Source organism: Paraburkholderia fungorum (assembly GCF_902833645.1).
In the GTDB taxonomy this organism is placed as follows: domain Bacteria; phylum Pseudomonadota; class Gammaproteobacteria; order Burkholderiales; family Burkholderiaceae; genus Paraburkholderia; species Paraburkholderia fungorum.
The window spans coordinates 201458-223717 of the sequence record NZ_CADFGE010000005.1; the positions used below are offsets into that span (position 1 = coordinate 201458).

The 22260-nt window shown below is 57.9% G+C and carries 16 protein-coding genes; 14 read left to right on the plus strand and 2 right to left on the minus strand.

From position 1 onward, the window contains the following. Window positions 1–71 precede the first annotated feature (71 nt). The 11 genes from HWX91_RS18040 to HWX91_RS18090 all read left to right on the plus strand — a co-directional run bounded on the left by HWX91_RS18040 (window position 72) and on the right by HWX91_RS18090 (window position 13518). Window positions 72–1304: a 3-hydroxybenzoate 6-monooxygenase gene (locus HWX91_RS18040; protein ID WP_042275457.1), complete on the plus strand. Its 1233-nt coding sequence runs from the start codon at window positions 72–74 to the stop codon at window positions 1302–1304. Between the two features lie 66 nt (window positions 1305–1370). After that, complete coding sequence (locus HWX91_RS18045) at window positions 1371–2240, plus strand: fumarylacetoacetate hydrolase family protein (RefSeq protein WP_028197555.1); 870 nt, start codon at window positions 1371–1373, stop codon at window positions 2238–2240. Between the two features lie 2 nt (window positions 2241–2242). Further along, the gene (gene gtdA / locus HWX91_RS18050) at window positions 2243–3304 is read left to right on the plus strand and encodes a gentisate 1,2-dioxygenase (RefSeq protein WP_028197556.1); all 1062 of its coding nucleotides are present in this window, start codon (window positions 2243–2245) and stop codon (window positions 3302–3304) included. Window positions 3305–3529: 225 nt separating this feature from the next. Continuing rightward, complete coding sequence (locus HWX91_RS18055; RefSeq protein WP_042275460.1) at window positions 3530–4606, plus strand: aromatic ring-hydroxylating dioxygenase subunit alpha; 1077 nt, start codon at window positions 3530–3532, stop codon at window positions 4604–4606. Between the two features lie 4 nt (window positions 4607–4610). Further along, window positions 4611–5564, plus strand: coding sequence for a PDR/VanB family oxidoreductase (locus HWX91_RS18060; RefSeq protein WP_042275464.1), 954 nt, complete (start codon window positions 4611–4613; stop codon window positions 5562–5564). Between the two features lie 87 nt (window positions 5565–5651). Further along, on the plus strand, window positions 5652–6968 hold the full coding sequence (locus HWX91_RS18065; protein WP_028197559.1) for an MFS transporter: 1317 nt from the start codon (window positions 5652–5654) through the stop codon (window positions 6966–6968). A gap of 84 nt (window positions 6969–7052) precedes the next feature. Next, entirely contained in the window at window positions 7053–8183 is a 1131-nt protein-coding gene (locus HWX91_RS18070) for a porin (RefSeq protein WP_028197560.1), read from the plus strand. A gap of 91 nt (window positions 8184–8274) precedes the next feature. Beyond that, window positions 8275–8940: a 3-isopropylmalate dehydratase small subunit gene (leuD, locus tag HWX91_RS18075; RefSeq protein ID WP_028197561.1), complete on the plus strand. Its 666-nt coding sequence runs from the start codon at window positions 8275–8277 to the stop codon at window positions 8938–8940. A gap of 126 nt (window positions 8941–9066) precedes the next feature. After that, window positions 9067–10209 (plus strand): methyl-accepting chemotaxis protein, encoded by a 1143-nt coding sequence (locus tag HWX91_RS18080; protein WP_028197562.1) that lies wholly within the window; start codon window positions 9067–9069, stop codon window positions 10207–10209. A 214-nt stretch (window positions 10210–10423) separates the two neighbouring features. Further along, a complete protein-coding gene (locus tag HWX91_RS18085; RefSeq protein WP_042275468.1) occupies window positions 10424–11902 on the plus strand; it encodes an aldehyde dehydrogenase in 1479 nt (492 codons plus the stop codon). Between the two features lie 152 nt (window positions 11903–12054). Then, entirely contained in the window at window positions 12055–13518 is a 1464-nt protein-coding gene (locus HWX91_RS18090) for a carotenoid oxygenase family protein (protein ID WP_042275470.1), read from the plus strand. Between the two features lie 55 nt (window positions 13519–13573). Here the strand turns inward: HWX91_RS18090 and HWX91_RS18095 are convergent, their stop codons facing one another. Continuing rightward, window positions 13574–14521: a helix-turn-helix domain-containing protein gene (locus HWX91_RS18095; protein WP_081833129.1), complete on the minus strand. Its 948-nt coding sequence runs from the start codon at window positions 14519–14521 to the stop codon at window positions 13574–13576. Between the two features lie 727 nt (window positions 14522–15248). Between HWX91_RS18095 and HWX91_RS18100 the strand changes: the two genes are divergently transcribed. Next, window positions 15249–16253: an oxygenase MpaB family protein gene (locus tag HWX91_RS18100; RefSeq protein ID WP_028197565.1), complete on the plus strand. Its 1005-nt coding sequence runs from the start codon at window positions 15249–15251 to the stop codon at window positions 16251–16253. Between the two features lie 867 nt (window positions 16254–17120). On the opposite strand, the gene HWX91_RS18105 is transcribed toward HWX91_RS18100, so the two are convergent. Next, a complete protein-coding gene (locus HWX91_RS18105; protein ID WP_042275473.1) occupies window positions 17121–18128 on the minus strand; it encodes a SphA family protein in 1008 nt (335 codons plus the stop codon). A gap of 616 nt (window positions 18129–18744) precedes the next feature. On the opposite strand from HWX91_RS18105, the gene HWX91_RS18110 reads away from it, so the two are divergent. Continuing rightward, complete coding sequence (locus HWX91_RS18110; RefSeq protein ID WP_028197567.1) at window positions 18745–20217, plus strand: benzaldehyde dehydrogenase; 1473 nt, start codon at window positions 18745–18747, stop codon at window positions 20215–20217. 516 nt (window positions 20218–20733) lie between these two features. Beyond that, window positions 20734–21933 (plus strand): helix-turn-helix domain-containing protein, encoded by a 1200-nt coding sequence (locus tag HWX91_RS18115; RefSeq protein WP_081833130.1) that lies wholly within the window; start codon window positions 20734–20736, stop codon window positions 21931–21933. Window positions 21934–22260: the final 327 nt, after the last annotated feature.

Below are 22260 nucleotides of genomic sequence, written 5' to 3' on the forward strand. Positions count from 1 at the left end.
CGTTGTGAAGGCCCACCGAACCTGGGGGCGTTCAGACGCATTCATGTACTTGCAGATAAGTCGGAGGAGACATGGCATCAGGACAGCAACATTCGCTGCCCATCCTTATTTCGGGCGGTGGCATTGGTGGATTCGCAGCGGCACTTGCCCTGAGCAAGGCCGGTTTCAAAGTTCGGCTTTTCGAGCGCGCCGAGGAGATCAAAGAGATCGGGGCGGGCATTCAGATCGGGCCCAATGCCTTCCACGTTTTCGAACGACTTGGCGTCACGGATGCGGTCCGTGCCAAGGCGGCGATGCCACAACGGCTGGTGATGATGGACGGAATCTCGGGTGAGCAGGTTGTGTCGATTCCCCTCGACGACCAGTTCCTCAACCGGTTTACCTACCCCTATGCACTAATTCACCGTGCCGATCTTCATCGGATTCTTCTGGACGCCTGCCTGCGCTCGGATCTGATCGAAGTGTCGACGAACGTGAAAGTGAACGGCTTCACTGACCACGGCGACAGCGTTGTATTGCAGACGACGGATGGCGACGTCAGGGGGCGTGCGCTGATCGGCGCTGATGGACTCTGGTCGACCGTACGGAGCCAGATCGTCGGAGACGGTGGTCCACGAGTGTCCGGGCATATCGCATATCGCGCGGTTCTTCCAATCAGCGAAGTGCCGGAGGATTTGCGCTCCAACACGATGACGCTCTGGGCCGGGGCGAAGACTCACCTCGTTCACTACCCGCTGCGCGGCGGAGAGTTGTTTAATCTCGTCGCCGTATTCCACAGCGACCGATACGTGGAAGGTTGGGACGCTGTGGGCGACGCGGAAGAGTTGCATCTTCGCTTTCGTGACGCAGTGCCCACCGTGAAGGTCCTGCTCGAAAAAATCCAGACGTGGCGCATGTGGGTGCTGTGCGATCGTGATCCGGTGAAGAACTGGTCGAAGGGCAACGTGACGCTTCTGGGCGACGCCGCCCACCCGATGCTGCAATACATGGCACAGGGCGCCTGCATGGCTATGGAAGACGCCGTCGTGCTTGCGGACGAGATTGCCCATGCCAACGACGATCTCGCGACCGCGTTCGTGCGATATCAGGAACGGCGCTATCTGCGCACGGGCAAGGTCCAGATGAGCGCGCGATTATATGGCGAGTTCTATCACGCGAATGGCGTGAATCGCGAGTTGCGGAATCAGTTCCTGCAGTCACGCTCCCTCGATCAGACGCTGGATGGTATGGCATGGCTCTATGACGCCAGTGCTATCCGCCCGACTTCGCAGCTTCGAGGCGAGAGCCTCGTGACCACAAACTAAGGTTGGACTACCTGACCAGATCACCACGCGTCACGTGTGCCACTAGAAATACTGCTGGGATAAAACATGAAGATCTGCCGCTTTAATGAAAACCGCCTTGGTCTTGTAGAAGGCGATGTAGTCAGGGACGTAACGGAAGCTCTCCAGGTCCTTCCTTCGGCTCATTATCCGTTTCCTGAACATGATGTACTGATCGCGAATCTGGAGCAGGTTCGACACGCAGCATTGGAGATAGCGCCGCGCGCGCGGTCGATTCCGCTCTCTGAGGTTGCGCTGTTGAGTCCGGTCGCAAACCCTGGAAAGATTGTCGCAGCCCCGGTGAACTACCAGAAGCACCTGAAAGAAGTGCTCGGCGATGCGAATCTGCATCATGACAACCAGATTAACCATATCCAGCGCGCGGGCCTGTTTCTGAAAGCGACGAGCTCGCTCGTCGGTGCATCCCAAGGCGTTGCGCTGCGCAAGCTCGATCGTCGCAACGATCACGAAGTCGAACTCGCCGTCGTCATCGGGAAAACAGCCGCGAACGTGTCGAAGGAAGATGCACTCAAGTACGTTGCCGGCTATTGCATCGGTCTGGATATCACGATTCGGGGCCCGGAAGAGCGCAGCTTCCGCAAATCTCCGGATTCGTACACGGTATTGGGACCGTGGCTCGTCACGAGCGACGAGCTTCCGGACCCGGGCAATCTCGGATTCTCCATTGCGGTCAACGGGGAGATCCGTCAGCAATCCAACACCAGTGAGCTGATTCTCGGTGTGCCGGAACTGATCGAATTTGCTTCCTCTTTCTATACCCTGTACCCCGGCGACGTGATCATTACCGGTACGCCCGAAGGTGTTGCGTCGATTCGGCCGGGTGACAGCATGTTTGCCGAGTTCGATGCCATTGGCTCGATGCGCGTAGATGTTCGAAGCAGCGGGATCGGGGCTTGACCATGCAGACACCCGATATTCAACTGGCCAGGGACACGGACGATCCGAAACGCCTGGCGCTATACGGGCGACTCAACGAACAGAATTCGGCGCCCTTGTGGGCTGTGATGGCCCAGCTCGTGACGCCCGAGCCGAGGCCGCGCAGCGTTGCACATAAGTGGGACTACCTGGATATGCGCAAGCTGCTCCTTGAGGCAGGAGAGCTGATTACCGCGAAGGAGGCGGAGCGCCGGGTTCTGGTGCTCGAGAACCCGGGCATCCGTGGGATGTCACAGATCACCCAGAGCCTGTATGCCGGCCTTCAGCTGATCCTGCCGGGCGAAGTGGCACCAAGCCATCGACACGCCGCGGCCGCCCTGCGTCTGATTATCGAAGGTCAGGGCGGATATACAGCAGTTAGCGGCGAACGCATCCCGATGTCCCCGGGTGACTTTATCGTGACGCCCTCCTGGACCTTCCATGACCATGGCAATCTCGGCGAGGACCCCGTCATCTGGCTTGATGGCCTTGACGTCCCAATCGTCAACCTCTTTGACGCGAGTTTCGCCGAAGCCTATCCCTCCGGCGAGACACAGCAGGTCGAACGGTCCGCGGGAGACGCACTTGCCCGCTACGGTTCGAACATGCTGCCGATCGGGTACGTCCCGGAGGGCAGTTCCTCCCCGGTTTTTCATTACCCGTACTCGAGGGTGAAGGAAGCGTTCCGACAACTGGCGTGCGGTGGTGTGGATGACTGTCACGGTATCAAGCTCCAGTACACCAATCCCACGACGGGCGGATATCCGATGCCGACGATGGGTGCGTTCATTCAGCAGTTGCCAGTCCGATTCAATGGCCGACCGTACCGGTGTACCGATGCCACGGTTTATTGCGTGCGAGAAGGGCAGGGTACAAGCACGATAAACGGTGAGCTTATCGAATGGAACGTGGGTGACGTATTCGTTGCGCCGTCGTGGAGCGTGACTTCACACCGGACGACCGAGCACGCAGTCCTTTTCAGCTTCTCTGACCGGCCCGCGCAAAAGGCACTTGGACTTTGGCGCGAGCAACGGCTTGACGACTGAGCGTCACCGCGCTCCGGGGCCGTGCTGAACCTTGGCGCGGAAATTCGGACATCGCGAATGTCACGGTAGTTGCCCTTGATGATGGGCCGGTGGCATGCGCGGAGTTCAACTCTGGAGTACAGAATAAATCAGGATTGACCCCACGATGTGCTGGCGTGCCGTAAGCGCCGTGCAGAGCATTTCGAATGTTCGCCATAAGAGCGACAGCAAGTGAGGAGACGAAGTATGTTTGCAATGAATGCGTGGTACGTGGCTGGGTGGGATCATGAGATTGGCCGTCAGCTCACGCCGAAGAAGGTATGCGGCATTTCTATTGTCGTCTACAGAAAACTGGATGGCTCCGCAGCGGCGCTCGAGGATGCCTGTTGGCATCGCTTGCTGCCCCTGTCACTTGGAACACTGAATGGTGATGCTGTCACGTGCGGCTACCACGGATTGGTGTTTGCAGCTGACGGCCGTTGCATCCAGATGCCATCACAGGAGACCCTGAACCCATCGGCCTGCGTGCGGTCTTTTCCCGTCGTCGAGCGACATCGGTTTGTCTGGGTCTGGATGGGCGACCCACAGCTGGCGGACGAAGCGCTCGTTCCTAACCTGTTCCAGAATGACAGCCCCGATTGGGCCGGTGACGGTGGGACGACACCTCTTCAATGCGATTATCGTCTGCTGATCGACAATCTCATGGATCTTACCCACGAGACCTTCGTCCATCACGGCAGTATCGGTAATCGCGCCGTTGCTGAAGCGCCCTTTACCGTTTCCCGTACAGAACACACTGTCGAGGTGACGCGCTGGATGGTCAACATCGAGCCGCCCCCCTTCTTCAAAAAGCAACTTGGAAAGGAGGGGCCGGTAGACCGGTGGCAACACATCACATTTCATGCTCCTGGCACCGTCACGATTGACGTCGGTGTCGCGCCGACGGGCACGGGCGCGCCTGAGGGCGATCGTAGCCGGGGCATCACGGGCTTCGTGATTCATGTGAGCACGCCGGAGACCGAGACCTCATGCGTCTACTACTGGGCAATCGTACGGAACTACAAGCTCAGCAGCCAGCGCCTCACGACAGAGTGGCGCGAGGCGGTACGCTCAATTTTTGCTGAAGATAAGGCGATTCTCGAAGCACAGCAGGGCGCGGTGTCGCGCTATCCCGATCGAGAATTCTATCCGCTTAACGTCGATGGCGGAGCCATACTGGCGCGCCGTTACATCGACCGGCTTGTGGAACGTGAGCGGCAGGGAAGGACCGGCAAAAATCCGGTCATTCCCATTGTCTCTATCGGTTCGCAAGCAGCGGAGTAGCGACATGAAATACGTACAAGCTGTGTATGTCACTCGCGTCGAGCAGGTATGTGACGACGTCCGTCTTATCGAGCTCGACTTCAGGGCGCCTCTTGCATTCCAGCCGGGAAGCCACGTTGATGTTCTTTGTCAACTGGAATCGGGTACCCAGTCGAGGTCCTATTCGCTGATCGGCACGCAGAATGGTGGATCGAAGGGGCTCATCGCAGTGCGACGCGTGGAAGCGTCGCGGGGCGGTTCGGCTTTCATGTGGCGCCTGCGCGAAGGCGATGCGCTCCGGATTGACGGTCCGCATAACGCGTTTCCGCTGTCGACGCACGCGGTACCGCGGATCCTCGTGGCGGGCGGTATCGGCATTACTCCTATCGTAGGGATGGTCGAGCAGTTGCTGACTGCCCGCGCGGAGTTTCGTCTTGTTTATGCTGGCCGGAATCGCAAATCCATGCCGTTTCTCAACCAGTTAGAGACGCGTCTGGGTCGTGCAATAGAGATTTATGACGCCAGCCTGGATGAGGTCGTTTCCTTCGAAAATCTGCTGGACGGATTGGATCGCGACGCAGAGATGTACGTCTGCGGCCCTGTCGGTATGTTGACCGCGGCGAGGAATGCATGGGTTGCTGATGGTCGACGAAGCGCCGATCTGCGGTTCGAGTCATTTGCCAATGGTGGCGCATATCCAAATCGCCCGTTCACGCTAAAGGTGCCCCGGCTCGGAATAGAGGTCGGCGTCGGCGCAGACGAGACCGTGCTTGATGCGCTGGAAGCTGCCGGCGCCGACCCGCTTTTCAATTGCAGAAAGGGCGAGTGCGGGTTGTGTGCTGTACAGGTTGTCCAATCCACGGGCGAAATCGATCACCGTGATGTGTTCCTGTCCGATGAGCAAAAGCGGGCAGGCGTAAAGATGTGCGCCTGTGTGTCGCGGGTCAATGGGGGAAGCCTCACCGTAGACCTTCCTTAAGCCGTTTGACGTATCTCTCGACTGACGCGTCAGCCGGTTCGAAGCTGATTAACAAAAAGAGCGGCTCGCAGCCGCACGGAGACAAATATGAGTACATCATCGGCCTCAATACAGGTGCACGAGGTCATAGACGCCCGACCGCTGAGTCGCCTGCAGTTTTATGCCATATCGCTTTGTATATTAACGGCGGTTCTGGACGGCTTCGATACACAGATCATTGGTATGTTGGCCCCGGTCATTTCGCGGGGGATCGGAGTGCCCGTTACCCATTTTGGTCCAGTATTCAGTGCCGGGCTGCTTGGTATGCTTCTCGGGGCAGTCTCGCTTGGCCCCCTTGCCGATCGATTTGGCCGCAAGACGATGATCGTTCTTTCGACCGTGCTTTTTGGAGCACTTTCGATCGCGACCGCGTATGTCGAAACGTATGATCAGCTCCTGATATTGCGCTTCCTCACTGGAGTCGGATTGGGTGGGGCACTTCCTAATGCGATTTCGTTGGCGTCGGAATACGCCCCGCGGCGGCATAGCCGAACCATTGTCGCCACCCTGATGTGCGGTATGCCGTTAGGTGCGGTGCTGGGTGGCGTGATCAGCGCGACACTGATCCCCATTCACGGCTGGCAGTCTGTATTCATCGTCGGTGGTTCATTGCCTCTTGCGGTCGCTTTACTATCTCTCACCCTAATGCCAGAGTCGCCTCGCTTTCTCGTGTTACGCGGGGGCAAACAGCGACAACTGGGCGCAATTGTTCGGCGAATAGCACCGGACCTGGACCCGTCTCTGGTGCGCTACGCGCCGGAGGATGCCGCAGCCCGCGTGCCGCTGCGCGACCTGTTCGCACGTGAGCACGCTGTCCAGACGTTGCTGCTCTGGATACCCTATTTTATGAACCTTGTCGTACTGTATTTCATCGTAAGCTGGATGCCGGCCGTACTGTCCTCGGCTCAGCACTCCGTTTCTGCAGGAATCCGTTCCGTGGCGCTGTTCAGTCTGGGCGGTGTCGTGGGCTGTCTGCTGCAGGGTCCGTTGATGAACCGGTTCGGTACGCGAAGGGTACTCATCTCGGAGCTCGTTGCATATATGCTGCTTGCCGTGACGCTGGCAAGCTCGGCAGGCAATGCTCACACGGTCGTCGTCGTGAGCGTCCTGATGGGCGTGGCTGTACAGGGTGTCCAGGCGGGACTGAACGCGCTAGCCGCCGAGATATATCCGATCCACATGAGGGCTACGGGCGTCGGATGCGCCGTCGGCATTGGGCGCATCGGTTCTATCTGCGGTCCGCTGATCGGCGGAATTCTCCTTGAACTGCATTGGAGCGTCAGCGAAGTGTTCCTTGCAGGCATTGTCCCGGCGGTCGTCGCGGCAGTTGCTGTTGCGCTGCGTAGAAGCGCCCGGCGTGAATAGAGTCTGAGCTCAGCAAGCGAACTGAACGGCACTCGAGTAGCCCAAATATAGGGCTGTTCAATTATTATAAAATTCGGAGATCTAATGAAACAATACATCATCGCAGGTTTGGCAGTCTGCACGGCGACGCCGGCATTGGCGCAAAGTAGCGTCACCCTCTACGGGATTATTGATACAGGGGTCGAATATGTTACGCACGCAAATGCCAAGGGAGATTCAATTGTTCGAATGCCTGGTGTTACGGGTTCACTCCCATCGCGCTGGGGTTTGCGTGGAGCGGAAGATCTTGGGGGCGGCCTTCAGGCTCTCTTCGTGCTGGAAAACGGATTCAACCCGCGTGGAGGGGATCTGGGACAAGGCGGGCGCCTGTTCGGAAGACAGGCCTGGGTTGGAATCAAATCATCTACGTGGGGGACGCTCTCCTTCGGCCGGCAATATTCGATGGCGTACTGGGGAATCCAGGAATCTGACATTCTCGGCCCAAACATCTATGCAATAGCATCGTTTGATGCATACCTGCCTAATGCGCGTAGCGACAACGCAGTTGTCTATCAGAGTGCTACCTATTACGGGCTGAGCTTCGGCGCGACCTATTCTTTTGGCAGGGACTCCGCCGGAACCGGGAACGCTCCAGGGCAGGGTACTTGCGCGGGTAGTGTTGCGGGCCAGTTTACTGCGTGCAGGCAATGGAGCGCCCGTTTGAAATACGATGGAGGTAATTTCGGCGCATCGGCTGTCTACGATGAACAGAGAGGTGGCGCGAACGCGACTGCGAGCTTTTTCGATGGTGTGGCGGCGGTACCGATCACGGCAAGCGGTGATAAGGACGCGCGCATCGAAGCGAACGGTTGGGCAAAGATCGGACCGGCGAGACTGGGTGCGGGATGGATCGCCCGGACGGTAACGGGGCCCGGCGTTGAGGGCGTCCGTGCGAACCTCTTTTACGCCGGGGCAAGTATTCAGGCCACACCAGCGGTTATCGTTGATGGCGAGATGTACCGCATGATCGTGTCCCAGCACGATACCCGCGGCACCTTGGGGACGCTGCGCCTTACCTATCTGCTATCAAAAAGCACTGCCGTATACGCGCAAGGCGCTTACCTCGATAACAGCGCCAGGGCGCAGTTTACCGTTAGCTCGGGCGGCGGAGGCACGACGCCGGCGGCGGGCGACGGTCAGTTCGGGGCCATGGTAGGGATCAGACACAGCTTCTAAGGCACGCAACGCTCCGTGACCGGGACGCGCGGGGATACTGCGCCCCGGTTCGCTCACGTCCTATCGACTGAAATCTGTAAAGCACCGCATGATGAACAAATTCACCGTACATACGGGTCTGGTTGTACCTCTCGATCGGGAGAACGTGGACACGGACGCGATCATTCCGAAGCAATTCATGAAGTCGATCAGGCGGACGGGATATGGCCCACACGCATTCGATCAATGGCGCTATCTCGACCACGGCGAGCCGGGGATGGACAATTCAACACGTCCCCTGAATCAGGAATTCATACTCAACCAACCCCGTTATCAGGGCGCATCGATCCTGTTGACGCGGCGCAACTTCGGCTGCGGGAGCTCCCGTGAGCATGCGCCCTGGGCGTTGGAGCAGTTCGGCTTCCGGGCATTAATCGGACCGGGCTTCGCGGAGATCTTTTACAACAATTGCTTTAAGAACGGGTTATTGCCGATCGTGCTGCCGGAAGAGCAGGTGACACATCTGTTCGAGCAGACGCGCTCAAACTGCGGGTTTCAGTTGACCATTGATCTGGAACGGCAGCGCATAACTACGTCGGGTGGTGACGAGCACTCGTTCGAGGTCGAAGCGTTCAGGAAATATTGCCTGCTCAACGGCTACGACGACATCGCGCTCACTTTGCGTCACGCCGACCTGATTCGAAGTTTCGAGAAAAAGCGGATAGAGAGCCAACCGTGGCTCGCCAGACACCTGACATCTCCACTGATCGGAAAATGACCTGCGACTGGACAGTCGGGGATGCGTCTCAGATCCTGAAGCACTTCTACTGAATGGATTTCATCACGCTGCGTTGAGAACTGATAACGGAAGACGTGTCATCCAGTGTTCGCCGGGGATAGGGCTATGAATAAAGTAATAACAATCAGGCTTCGGCTGCTCTTCGCGCTCGGATCATGCGCGATCCTGACGGTGACGTCGGCATCACTGGCCGCGATCGAGTTGTTCGGCCGAAATATTTCGGGAACTCGATCAGATTTTCTCTTGAGCGGTGTGATCTTCGCATGCGCCGTCGGAACTGCCATGTCGTTGTGGGCGACCGTTCATCTTCAACGCGTTGTCTGTGGCGGACTGATCCGCATGCGGAGGAACTTTGAGGAAATTACGAGGACACTGGATCTGTCGCAGCGATCAGCCAGTCCACGCATGGACGAGTTCGGTAGGGGCGCGTTGGCCTTCGACAAGCTGATGCATAGATTTGAAGGAACGGTGTCTTCAGTGCGATTGTCAGCCGATGCCGTGGCCAGGGCAGCCGGCGAAATAGCGGCAGGCAACCTTGAACTTTCTGCACGTACGGAGGAACAGGCCGCGTCTCTGCAAGAGACGGCATCAAGCATGACACAGATAGCTCAGACGGTAAGACAGAATGCGGAGAGCTCGCGCGAGGCAACCATGCTAGTCGGACAGGCCACCGAGGTCTCGGCCGCCGGAAGCAATATGGTTGTCGCGATGGGAGACACGATGAGGTGTATCAGCGAAAGCTCAAACAGAATCTCGCAAATTACCGGCCTTATTGAAGAACTGGCTTTCCAGACCAACATCCTCGCACTTAACGCTGCGGTTGAGGCGGTTCGCGCTGGCGAACAGGGAAAGGGCTTTGCCGTAGTGGCCGGCGAGGTCCGTAGCCTCGCTCAACGTTCGGCCGCGGCTGCCAAAGAAATCAAGGAAGTAATCTCTGCCTCCGTGGCCGGCATCGCACTCGGCTCACAACATATGGCAGACGTAAGCCAGGTCATGGATGGTATCAGGACGGCGGTTGGGCGCGTTTCCGGGATCATGGAGGAGATCGCAGGTGCGTCGGCAGAACAGAGCCATGGCATTGACCAGGTGAGCCGGGCGATAGTTCAGATGGACTCGGTAACGCAGCAGAATGCAGCGCTGGTTGAGCAGGCGGCAGCAGCAGCCGAATCGCTTGACGACCAGGCACATAGGTTGAAGGCTGAGGTCGCCTTGTTTAGGTTTGCCCCGGATCAGGCGTCCGTCGGGTGACGGCATCCGTTATAGATGTGCGCTCCGGATAGCTTTGGCCTGCGCCTGATCGTTGCCCGTTAGTGGTCCGGAGTCGCCGGAATGCCAACGCTATCGCCTGTGGGGTTGCAGGACGTCATGCACAGATATCGCGGTGTCATGCTCAGGCAAGACGCCAGAGCGCTGCCTCCGTAACCTCCAGTTCGATACCGGGAAACGCTTGAGGAGGCAAATAATGGCAGCGACAGATCAATTCAATTTCGACGGTGAACTGTCCGACAACGTTCGGACGCGCTTTTTCATCAACGGAGAGTGGTGCGCGCCGAAGGGCTCAGAGGAGTTCGAGCTGGTTTCGCCCATTACCGAAGAGGTGATCTTCCGGTTGCCCGCCGCATCGATTGAAGACGCTGGTGCTGCCGTTAAGGTGGCCAGGGATGCATTCGATACAGGCTCCTGGGCGTGTAGCCCGTCTGTGGAAAGGGCTGTAGTGCTTCGGAGGATTGCGTCGGAGATGCGGGATCGTCTCGCCCTTTTTGGCAGGCTTTGGACGGCGCAGGTCGGGGCGCCGAGCTGGTTTGCGAGCCAGTTTACCGGGATCGCACCGGCATACTTCGACTTTTACGCGGACCTGATTTCGCAATCTTCGTTCGAGGATGAGCGCACGGTGCCAACGGGACGGGTAAAAGTCGTTCGGGAGCCGGTAGGCGTATGTGCGCTGATCGTACCGTGGAATGCCCCTCTTGTTCTGCTGACGCAAAAGCTGGCCGCCGCGCTCGCAGCAGGTTGCACCGTTGTTGCGAAGCCCAGCCCGGAAACGCCGTTGGACGCATTGGTACTTGCGGAGTGTGTCGCCGCCGCTGGACTTCCTCCAGGAGTATTCAACGTCGTGCCGGCTGGTCGTGAGGTCGGTGACTGGTTGATTCGCCAACCGATGATCGACAAGGTTAGCTTTACTGGCTCGACCGTGGCAGGAAAGCACATTGCACAGGTCTGTGCAGACAGGCTCGCGCGAGTCAGCCTGGAACTTGGTGGAAAATCGGCCTCAGTCATCTGTGACGATGCGGACATTGGAGCCTGGATTGCGAACGTAGCGCCGTTCACAATGCCGTTCAGCGGTCAGATCTGTTTTTCGCAAACACGTGTTCTGGTGCCGCGCAAGCGGCACGATGAATTCGTGAGCGCATACATCCGCGCGATTGATGGGATGAAGGTTGGAAGCCCATGGGACCCGGACACGATGATCGGACCCGTGGCAACCTCCAATCAATACCGGCGCGTGCTGGACTTCATTGACGTGGCAAAACGTGAGGGTGCCAACCCCGTCATTGGCGGAGGCCGCGCCCCGGGGCACGAGCACGGTTACTTTGTCGCCCCCACTGTGTTCGACAACGTCCATAGCGATATGACGATCGCTCGTGAGGAGGTTTTCGGTCCAGTCGTCTCGATCATATGCCACGACGGAGACGAAGACGCTATCCGCATTGCAAACGACAGTCTGTACGGTCTCAGCGGCACTATATTCTCGGCTGATATCGGTCGAGCCGAGCGCATCGCACGACGAATTCGCACGGGAAACCTCACGGTCAACGGGCTTCAGCTCGATCCTTCAATTCCCTTTGGAGGATTCAAACAGTCCGGTATCGGACGGGAAGGTGGTCCCGAGGGCCTGGAAACGTTCACGGAGACGAAGGCGATCTACTTTCCCGCCGTTTGATCAACAAGGTGGGCGTCGCGATGACGGGGAAGATACCCTGAAAACGATCAGGTTTGGTGTCCCTGCGACGTCTATCTTTCGAAACCCAGGGGTAGCCAAATGACCGCGTTTGACCCCTGAAACACAAAATGACGTTTTGCAGGAGTTGGAACATGTGGAGTGAGGTAAATCCGTTTCTTAACGGCCCGTTCGAGCCGCTTACGCGAGAATATGAGGAGGACGCGCCGATCGTCGAGGGCAAGATCCCACGCGAGTTAAGCGGCGTACTGTATCGAACCGGAAACTCGCAATTTTTCCAGCCGCTCAACGCCGACCGCGCTCACTGGTTTGATGGCGATGGCATGACGCACGCGTTTTTCCTGGACGAAGGCAGCGTGCGGTATGCGTGCAAATGGGTGGGGACGGAAGGTCTGATGGTGGAACAAAAGGCCGGACGGGCGCTCTATAACGGGCTTTATGGGGTTTCGAATGTTTCTCAAGGCGAATTGCCACCCGGCGCTCCCCCGATCAAGACCGTCGCTGGGATTAACGTCATTGCGCTCGCGGGCAAGGTGTTGGCCCTTCATGAGCTCGGGAATCACTACTGGGAGCTTGATCCCGACACGCTGGAAACGAAGGGAACCTTCGATTTTGGGGGGCGCTTTGGAGACAGGCTTCTCACTGGTCACCCGCACGTCGATCCGTCGACCGGGGAGACGCTTTTCATTGCGCAGGACGTTAGGGCCGGGATGTTGACGTGCTTTGCAGTAGATCAGGCCGGAGCAGTGCAGAGCGAACACTCCGTAAAAATGGATAGTCGCGCGTGGATCCACGATTTTATCTTCAGCGACGATTGGTTCATTTTCTTTCTGAGCCCGCTTATCAATAACGTTGCGGAAGAGAGCGTGGTGGCGCAGGGTAAAGGCGTCCTGTCTCTCGATACATCGGCTGGCACCCGGATATTTCTGGTTAATCGTCGCGATGGTTCGACGATCACCATCAGGCAGGAAAAAGACTTTCAGATTACGCACTTCCTGAATGCCTACCAGGAGGACGATGAAATCGTCGTCGATGCTTGCATTTCGGACCTCCTTGAGACAGGCAGTGTGCCTCCGATCGGAGAGGTGTTTCCGTTTCCCTTTCCGCATGTGACAGCCCCGGTGTTTGGTTTTCCTCGAATGGTACGTACGATTATCGATACCCGTAATCGGCGTTCGGCTCAGATGGCATTCGAGGGGGTGGAGGGCGAGTTCCTCCGGTTGAATGAGGCGGTCTCGGGCAAGAAGCATCGATTCGGATATCTCGCGGCTGTCGATCCTGAAAGGAGCGGGCAAGGATTCAATTGCCTGGCGAAGTTCGACTTTGCAACAGGCAATATGCAACTGCAGGGAATTGAAGAGAGTTATAGCATGATCCCCGGGGAGCCGATTTTTGTACCGCATCCTTCGCCGGATAGCGAAGATCACGGATGGCTGTTCTCGGTCTGGTGGAATCCTACGCGAAATTCGTCGGAATTGATTATTCTTGATGCGAGGGAGTTTGACGGGGAACCCGTCGCAAGGATTCGGATCAGTAATCGTATTCCGCTCGCATTCCATGGCAACTGGATTCCCCGTTCGCGGATCGGGGCCGCCTAGCGCATTAGCCATCGTGTCCGCACCGTTGCTTAGTAGCGGTGCGGGGTGATAGCCGTTAGCGGAGCTGGATTGCGCTGCCCGGATCAGTCAGGAAGTTACGGCGGTACTCGGATGCCGTCAGCCCCATTTCCTCCTTAAACGCGCGTGAAAAGTGAGGCGAGCTGCTAAAGCCCCAGCGGAAGGCTATCGTGGTCACGCTGAGCGCGGCGTTCGCTCCGGAACGAAGCTCTTCCGAGCACCTTTGAATACGGCGCTTCCAGATATACTCGCCCACGGTCTGACTACCCGCCCGCTTGAACAGGCGATGAACCTGACGGATTGACATTCCAAGAGCGCTCGCGATGGAAGGCGGACTGAGTTCCGGGTCTGAGAGATGTTCTTCGATGAATTGCATCACCGCACGACGTTGTGTCTCCAGTGGTTGTGCGGGCCACGGGCATTGGATACGAAAAGCGTCAGAAAACAGGTTTCTGAGAAGGTCGACCGACGATATCGCGATATTCGAATCGACGTTCTCCAACTCCCTGAAGAGCGAGACTACAAGGTCGGAAAACATCCGTGCCGAACCCGATGTTCCAGGAGGCTCAAAGGTCGGATAGATGAGTGGCTGCCTCGGTGGCTGCGCTGGGATCAAACCCGGGACGTTCACGAAAATCAGCTCCATACAGTGTTGGCTGCTGATAGTGAACGGGCACCGGGCATCAAAGACCGTCCATTCTCCCGGCAATAGACGAATTTGCCTGACGCCGTCTCCGAGAAGACTGTCGCCGTGCGTCTGCAATGCGACGAAGAGCGGAGCTATATCTGACCCTAATCTGGGTTGTCCCCTGTATACGGAGGGTGTCGCCGCGACGCGCGCAAACCGTGCTGCTCCCACGGCGCCGCAGGTGATCGATCCGCCGAACGGTGTCGTGCCGATGGGTTCGAATTCGCATGACTGACGATTTTTTTCGGGCGGGCTGCCTGCGACCAGATCGCTGATTAAATCTGGCCACGCGCACATTTCGCTGGAAGATGTGACATGCAGAACCTGATGTCTCAGTTGCGTACCGATTTTGCTCTCCTACTGATTCATTAGTCGCATCAATTCACGGAACATTGTTGTGAACTTCCTCGGATTCTCGATAAATTTGCGCGGCCACGGCAGACGTGTTTTCCCTTATGCCCGTTGTATCTGCGGTATTCGCGCGTGAGCTGGCATTGGGCCGGCTGGTTCCCCCGTGGGCCGGGGAATCCAAATCGGGCCACTGCCGTCTGAATGCTTTCTCTCGTCAGACTCACTGGAAGTCGGTGTGGTGAAACGTTCAGTTAAAACGCTCGCCCGACTACGTGCAGCTATACGTTTCAGAGTCGATCCAGGCGCCATCAGATAATGCCGGCCCCCTACTAGCCGGATAGTGAATCCGCACAGATTCAATTGTCGTTATCAGATATCGGTAAGTCACGGGCAGGCAAGATTCGCTGCTCAGGGGCTTCTAGACTAACGGTGTTGAAAAGCCTCGCGTCGCAAATGCGTCGGAGATACAGACATAACGTAGCGGAATTTGCGTGCGTGCCACTGGATAGTTTTGCGCGGGAGCAAGGCCCTGCGTTCACAGGAGAGCGATGTTGCCGATGCAGCGATGGCAAGTCGTCCCTGACGCAGAGTGTCGGAGCATTGTCTCCCCGGGCGCCGCGATGAACAGGTCTGTGCACTTACCACAAGAAAGAATCAAATAACGGAGGCAAAGATGGCCTATAAGTGGATTGCCAAGCGAATCGAGTCCCTCGATGAAGAGCGGGACTGTGACGAAATCTGGAAGTTGATGACCGCGTACCGGGCCAATGATTTCGTGATGAACCTAATCTACGCGGTTACGTTTCCGCACTTCATCATCAGTGAGTTTGGGGCGAAGGTGCTTCTCGACGGCGGCAAGGGAAAAATCGTCCGCGCGCCGGATCGACGCGCAGATGATACGTCATGGAAAATGCAGACGTGGTGGCATTATGGCTCGACGCATGACGAGACGAAGCGAAACGTCGACTCGATCAATCGTATCCACGCGTTCTATGCGAAGAAGTACCCGGAAGAGGGCCCGGACACATTCGCGGACGATGACATCTACATGTATACGTTGTGTTACGAGGCTGCAGGCATGCACCGCTTGATGAGGCGGGTCGGGTTACGTGGCTTCTCGGAAAAGGAAAAGCGCGTTGCAGTCAGGTTCTGGACAAAGATGACTGGCCTCTTTCTCAATGTAAAGAGCGGCAGGCCGATTGGTGGCTTCCCTGAGACGTTCGAAGGCGTAATGGCTTTCATGGACCAATATGAGGGGCGCGACGTCGATGGTGACCATCCTCTCGGCGTCGAAGCGACTGCGCACATAATCGAGCAGTTTGCGAATCGCTATTTCCCGCGGTCCTTGCGATGGTTCGGGCGTCTGTGGGTCATCAGTCTGCTTCCGGCGTGGATGCTCGGTCCATACAAGATCAGGCAGCCTCATCCATTCGTATTGAAAGCATTTCGCCTGGGAACTGCGGCTTTCTTCTGGATAGGCGATCGACTCGCCCCAGATCCCGCCAATACGTTCATCGAGCGGCGAGACGCCCGGCTCGCTATCTGCGCGGCAGCGGCTACGCCACCGATAAAGCCCAGGCATGAGCAGTCTTCTGGGAGCGGATGCCCGTTTCATGGCCGTGCGGCGCATAAGGAAGAATATATCGGCACAGACAGTGAGGGAGAGGACGGACACTAGCGATCTTTGTACCCGTGCGGCGGCCATTATCGGGGCCACCCAGACTTATTTCCAAAGCAGCGCTGGCCGTACCGACAGTAGGAGCATTCGTATTAGGTTCCTTCTTTTTTTGCGCCGCATTTGCCGTTATTGTGTGAAAACCAGTCCTATGGGGAGAGGAAGGCAAGGGGATCCGGGATAAACCGCAGGCGGCGTGGGCGGCGGAAGGATGAATGTTGAGAACTAAACGCAGCCGCCGCGGACCTTGGTATTTGGACAGGCGACATTTTGTTGCGACCACGCGGTATGCGGAGAACATGGCGTTGCGCATCCCAGCGAGTCTCTGTTCCCGACGTATCGGTATGCAGTTCGGTCGGAGGACAGTGAATAGATTCCGATCGGCCTACGCCACCAACGGCGGGTATCATTTTGCCAGCCCCGGGGGCACCCTGGGAGTTATTCGCCTGCGTGCAATCTTCGAGACTGGCTCGCCAAAGCGGTGTTCACGCATGCGCTTTCAAATATCACCGGACTTATATATATCCGCCTCCAGCAAGCGCCTGGAGTAAATCGATCCGTCTGAGCAGTGACGAATCGGAGCTGAAACATCTCTGTATGCGCGTCATATCCGTCATTCGCTTGCCGCAATTCACGCTTACATGCATAGATCCGTATGGCGTATCGATTGGTTGGGCGCGAGGGGACGTTGCTGCGCAACCGTGTGATGTGGATGGTCTGGGGCAGATACGCCGGGGTGGAGTCTTACGCGGACTCCCCGTCGCGCTTTGGGCAAAAAACGGGCATATTCATCAGGCATGGTAGAACCTTCGAGAGGTAATGTCGCTCGCAGCAATGCCGCGAGCGACCCGACCGCACCCTACGTTTTTTCTAGAAGATGTGAATCCAGCGCAAATTCACAACCGCGCTGTTTCTAAACCGATTTCTAACGAGCGTTTCTGTGTAGGTGTTGAGCCAGAATTTATCTCCCTTCGACAGGTCGTAGTAGACTCCTGGCCCGATACCAAGCACCTGCTCCCGCGAGTCCGCGATCGCGGAACCATTGACGCGGTTGTCTGTGATCTGGCGCAGGTAGTATCCGTTAATACCCATGCGCAGCTTGTCCGTCACTTTGTAGGAGGCGGCAAAGTTCGTATAGAAAACCTGGCCAGCCTGAGTGTCTTCGATACCTGGGTCAAGCGGTGCGCTGCTGGCTGGTGAACCGTTCTTGAAACTGTACTGGTAGTGCGGACGCAAGCTGATCTCAAAGTCTGGGCCCAGGAGAAATGTGAACGATCCAGTGATACCGATGCCCCAGAAGTGATTCCCCGGATTTATGTCTGTTGTCCGGTCATACTTGCCCGTCGGCAACATCCCATACACTTCGGCGCGACTAACAAAGACTGGATGCCCGTCAACTGTCACTGGATCCCATTGAAGGAGCGCGCCCAGGTTCATGTCGCCGAGGCCTGCGTGTCCACTTGTTGGCATGACTCCGGGATACGGAGGCGGCGGGCTAAACGACGAATTCAGATTCACTAACGGCACGATCACGTCAATCCCGGGATGACCGCCAAGAATTGTTGTTGCAGTGGGTAACTCGTAGAGAACCTGTTCCACCAACGTGGTGACGTTCAACTGCGGATCGTTGAAGAGGGGAGAATTGGAGCCGTTGTTAGTTTTATAGGCGTTGGCATGTGCGAACGTCAGATAGCTCTGCACAGCGAGATCACCGGGGTTCCCACCGAATCCGTCCAGGAATGACGTATTGCCGAGATCGAGGCCATTCGGTAGCGTCACCGTTGGTGGTACGGCCCGAGCGTTAAGCGCGGCGCAGGCCGCGAGGCCAATAGTTATCTTCGACGCTGCGCTCTTCCAACGTCCGCGTGTGCATTTCATCGCCGTCTCCTTGTCTTTTATGATGGTTTTGCTCGAGTCGCTCCTTCACTTGAGGAGCTGTTCTGGCACGCAGTTTAGGAAGTCGGATTGGAAGCGTCTTGTCTGCCAGTGACGCGTTGATGTCTGAGAGTGCCTTCTGGCAACTTCGGTTTCATTGCCCACGTTAGAGCCGCGCCACCGAGCAATTGGCTAAACACGAATCGTCAACCCTGGGTTGCAGTTTCTACGATTCATTCGATAAGCACTACGACTGATAAGCGTCGTATGAGCCCTCTCGTATGGAACGCCTGAGAGGCATAAGCGGGCTCGCGGCGTCGGTGCTGGGGATATCTCATGAGATGGACGGACGAAGCACTGGATATGCGGCGTGTACAGGAGCGGGCCATTCCGAATCCATCTATTGAAGACGGTTCCGAATCTGGTGTTCAGCAACTGGACGCTTTTTGTCGCACTGTCCCGCCATTACGCGGCTTTTCGGCATTGGAACAATTCCCGATTGTGATCCAGGGCCTTCGTCGCTAAGTTAAGACCCAATCTGGGGGCGCAGTTGAACGGCGGCGTGCGCCGTCGTGGTGACCGCGTTTCTGGTTTTCGAATCAATTGAACAGGAGTCAGCATGAGCGTTACCCCTTCCTCCCGCCTCCTGGGCGACGACGTCTGGCACGGTCGTATTTTCAACGGTTCATGGTGCAATGGCGCTTCAGAGGCTGAAGTGAACGAACCCGCCACAGGCAAGCGTCTCGCGTGCATCGGCATGGCCGACGGGACCCTTGTCGCTGCGTCGGCGAAGACGGCGTTCGAAGCACAGCAGGGGTGGGCCGCGCTGCCCTACGACGAGCGCGCCGCGGTATTGCGTCGTGCCGCGCGTCTTGCGGAGGAGTCGATCGAGGAGATCGTGGGATGGATCGTGCGCGAGAGCGGTTCGACGCGCGCAAAGGCTGCCTTCGAGACACAGGTGACGGTGAAGGCACTGCACGAAGCAAGTGCATTACCGTCGCGATCGGCGGGCGAGGTGCTGCCATCGGTTCCGGGGCGTCTGTCACTCGCGCGCCGCCGTCCGCTTGGCGTCGTGGGCGTAATTTCTCCGTTCAACTTCCCGCTGTATCTGGCCATGCGTGCCGTTGCGCCCGCACTCGCCCTCGGCAACGCGGTGATCCTCAAGCCGGACCCGCGTACCGCGGTATGCGGCGGCTTCGTTATTGCGCGTCTGTTTGAAATGGCCGGCTTGCCGAAAGGGGTTCTGCACGTGTTGCCCGGCGACGGTGCCGCGGGCGCCGGACTCACGAGCGATCCGCACGTCGCGATGATCCAGTTCACAGGTTCGACGAACGCGGGTCGGAAGGTTGGCGAGGCGGCGGGCCGTCATCTTAAAAAGGTCTCGCTTGAGCTTGGCGGCAAAAACTCGCTTCTGGTTCTCGACGACGCCGATCTTGATCTCGCTGTCGCCAATACGGCGTGGGGTGCATATTTGCATCAAGGCCAGATCTGCATGGCCACGGGCCGTGTGCTCGTGCAACGCGTCATATATGAGCGCTTCGTCGAGAAGCTTGTGGCGAAGGCATCGAGTCTGACGGTTGGCGACCCCGCCACGGGCGATGTCGCGCTTGGGCCACTTATTAATGCGACCCAACGCGATCACGTCGCGCGCGTGCTCGACGCCGCGCAGCAGGCGGGCGCGCGCGTCGAAGCGGGCGGCAGTTTCCGTGACCTTTTCTTCGAGCCGACGGTGCTCACTGGCGTGACTAAAGAAAATCCGGCCTTCAGCGAGGAAATTTTCGGTCCAGTTGCGGTGGTAGTTCCGTTCGACACGGACGAGGAGGCGATAGCGCTCGCCAACGACACGGAGTACGGACTCGCGATGGCCATCGTCACATCAAACGTAGGCCGCGCGTTGCGCATGGGCGAACGTCTGCGCAGCGGCCTTTTGCACATCAACGATCAGACGGTTAACGACGAGGTGATCAACCCATTCGGTGGTGTGGGTGCATCGGGAAACGGAACGAGCGTCGGCGGCCCAGCGAACTGGGAGGAATTCACGCAATGGCAATGGCTCACGGTCAAGGGCGAAGCGCCGCTTTATCCGCTCTAAGGTGCCGGTGGATAAGACTGCGTTGGTCCGTGTTGCGCGACAGTCCCGAGCCACATCGATAGGATCGTCGTCGAACAGCGTTACCCGGTGCAACTGCAGCGAGCCCAGGCCGGAAGGTGCCGGCGCACAAGAGGACGTTGGCCCGGATATGGAGAAGGCCGCTGCGCGGCGCGCCGCGAGCGCCGTTAACGATTTGCTCCTGGTGGCGCTGGGCGACAGGTCGGCGAGTTTCAGCGGGGACATAGTCGTTCGGCAAGCTCGTGAAGTCCGGCATGCTCGAACAGTTCGACGAAGCGGTCGAGGAGGGCAAGCGCGGCAGCACGCTCGAGCCAATCCAGTGTCACGTAAGAATGACGCGCGGGTTGCAGGATCCTTGATACGTGTGGATAGGACCGCCTCGAGCGAGCGGCACACGGCCGAGAGAATTTGCACCGCCCGGCCGCACATCTGTCTGTAGGGTCATTATCGTTGCTCTCTACAGGTTGGCTCCAAATCATCATCTGAACGGGAACGGGTATGAAGAGTACGTCCGTGCCGGTGTCCGTGAACTCAGGCGCTCTCGGACCACTACGCGCGGCCTGCAAGCGCTTCGCCAACGGCGAACAATTGCCGGATGGGCTCATGTCTGGACTGCTGCCCGGGGCGATAGCACGCTCATGGGCGCGCTCGCGCGATGCGGGTCTGATGCCGGGTCAGCCGCCGGAATATGAGCTTCTCGGTAGCGCGGGTGGAACGCCAGATGACCGGCGTCTGCGCAGTTGCGTCATCGATGAAATTGAGCAGCTATGGGACACGTTCGGCGGCAACGACTGGACCATCTTCTGCATTAATCGGAAAGGCACCGTCATTCACGCACGCCGTAGCCCGGGCTGCGATGACAACCTTATTTTGCCGATCATTGCTGGGCGGCGCATACTCGAGTCGCACGTTGGCACGACTGCACCAGGCTGCGTTCTGCAGGAGGGCGTCGAAGTGATCGTGACGGGAGGGCAGCACTATTTAAATGAATTCGACCGCGTTTCTTGCGTTGCGGTGCCGCTTTTCGGCCTGCGAGGGGAGGTGATCGGCGCGCTGGATATCACCGGTACCGGCCAGCGTGATCTCTCGATTGTGAAGGAACAGTTCCGCCTCGCCTCCCTTGCCGCTGAGCAGCGCATATTTGCTACGCTGCGCGGCTGCCATTTATTGCGCGTGCACGCCGATCCGCGCTGGCTCGAGACGCCGTTAGCGGGCGTGCTTGCTGTCGAGGAGGACGGCGAGATTCGGGCGGCAACTCGGGCGGCGTGCCGCATACTTTCTCTCCCACGTGAAACGAGTCTTCCACCGGTCGTCCTCGGCGAACTTCTTGATGACTCCGGGGGCGACCTCCTTGGACGCATCCTGAAGCCACGAGGGCAGCCGCGTCGGGTTTCGCGTGCGGACGGCACCCGTCTGTGGGTCCAATATTCACGTGCGCTCCTCAATCGGAGTACGGCGCGCCGCGGAAGTTTTCAACCTGAACATGTACCGTCGCTGAGGCAGGTCGACGCGTCGCGTGGCACAACGCTTGAGGAGCAGATGCTTCGTGCAGTATTACAAGCTATGCGGGATCACCAGGGGAATGTGGCCGCAGTGGCGCGTCAACTGGGCGTGTCACGGACCACCGTCTATGCGCGGGTTCGGCAATTGCGGGAAACCGGCATGCTAGCTGGGCAAGGAGCCGCTATGGCGGATTGATCTCGCATGGTTCGGCGGACGTATTATCAGATAGTTTATCTGCAGCGCTTTCGCGGGCAGTCGCGCAGTTTTTTTGCGTAGTATTCAAGCAGGAAGGGAACAGATATTGGGACATCGGGATTCTCCGGTGCAGCGGATGAGGCCTCCGCGTACCGGATTTCAGCGACAGAACTTCCATTGCAAGATCGGCCGTTTGAGAAGCAAACGTTCGGTTGGTCGTTACCTCATCCTCAACGTACCGGGCGGCTATCCGGCGGCTACGTTGCCTCCAGTGTTTGATGCCGAGCCGTTACCGGCTCCGTATTTCCGGGCTAGGAACGGCTAATG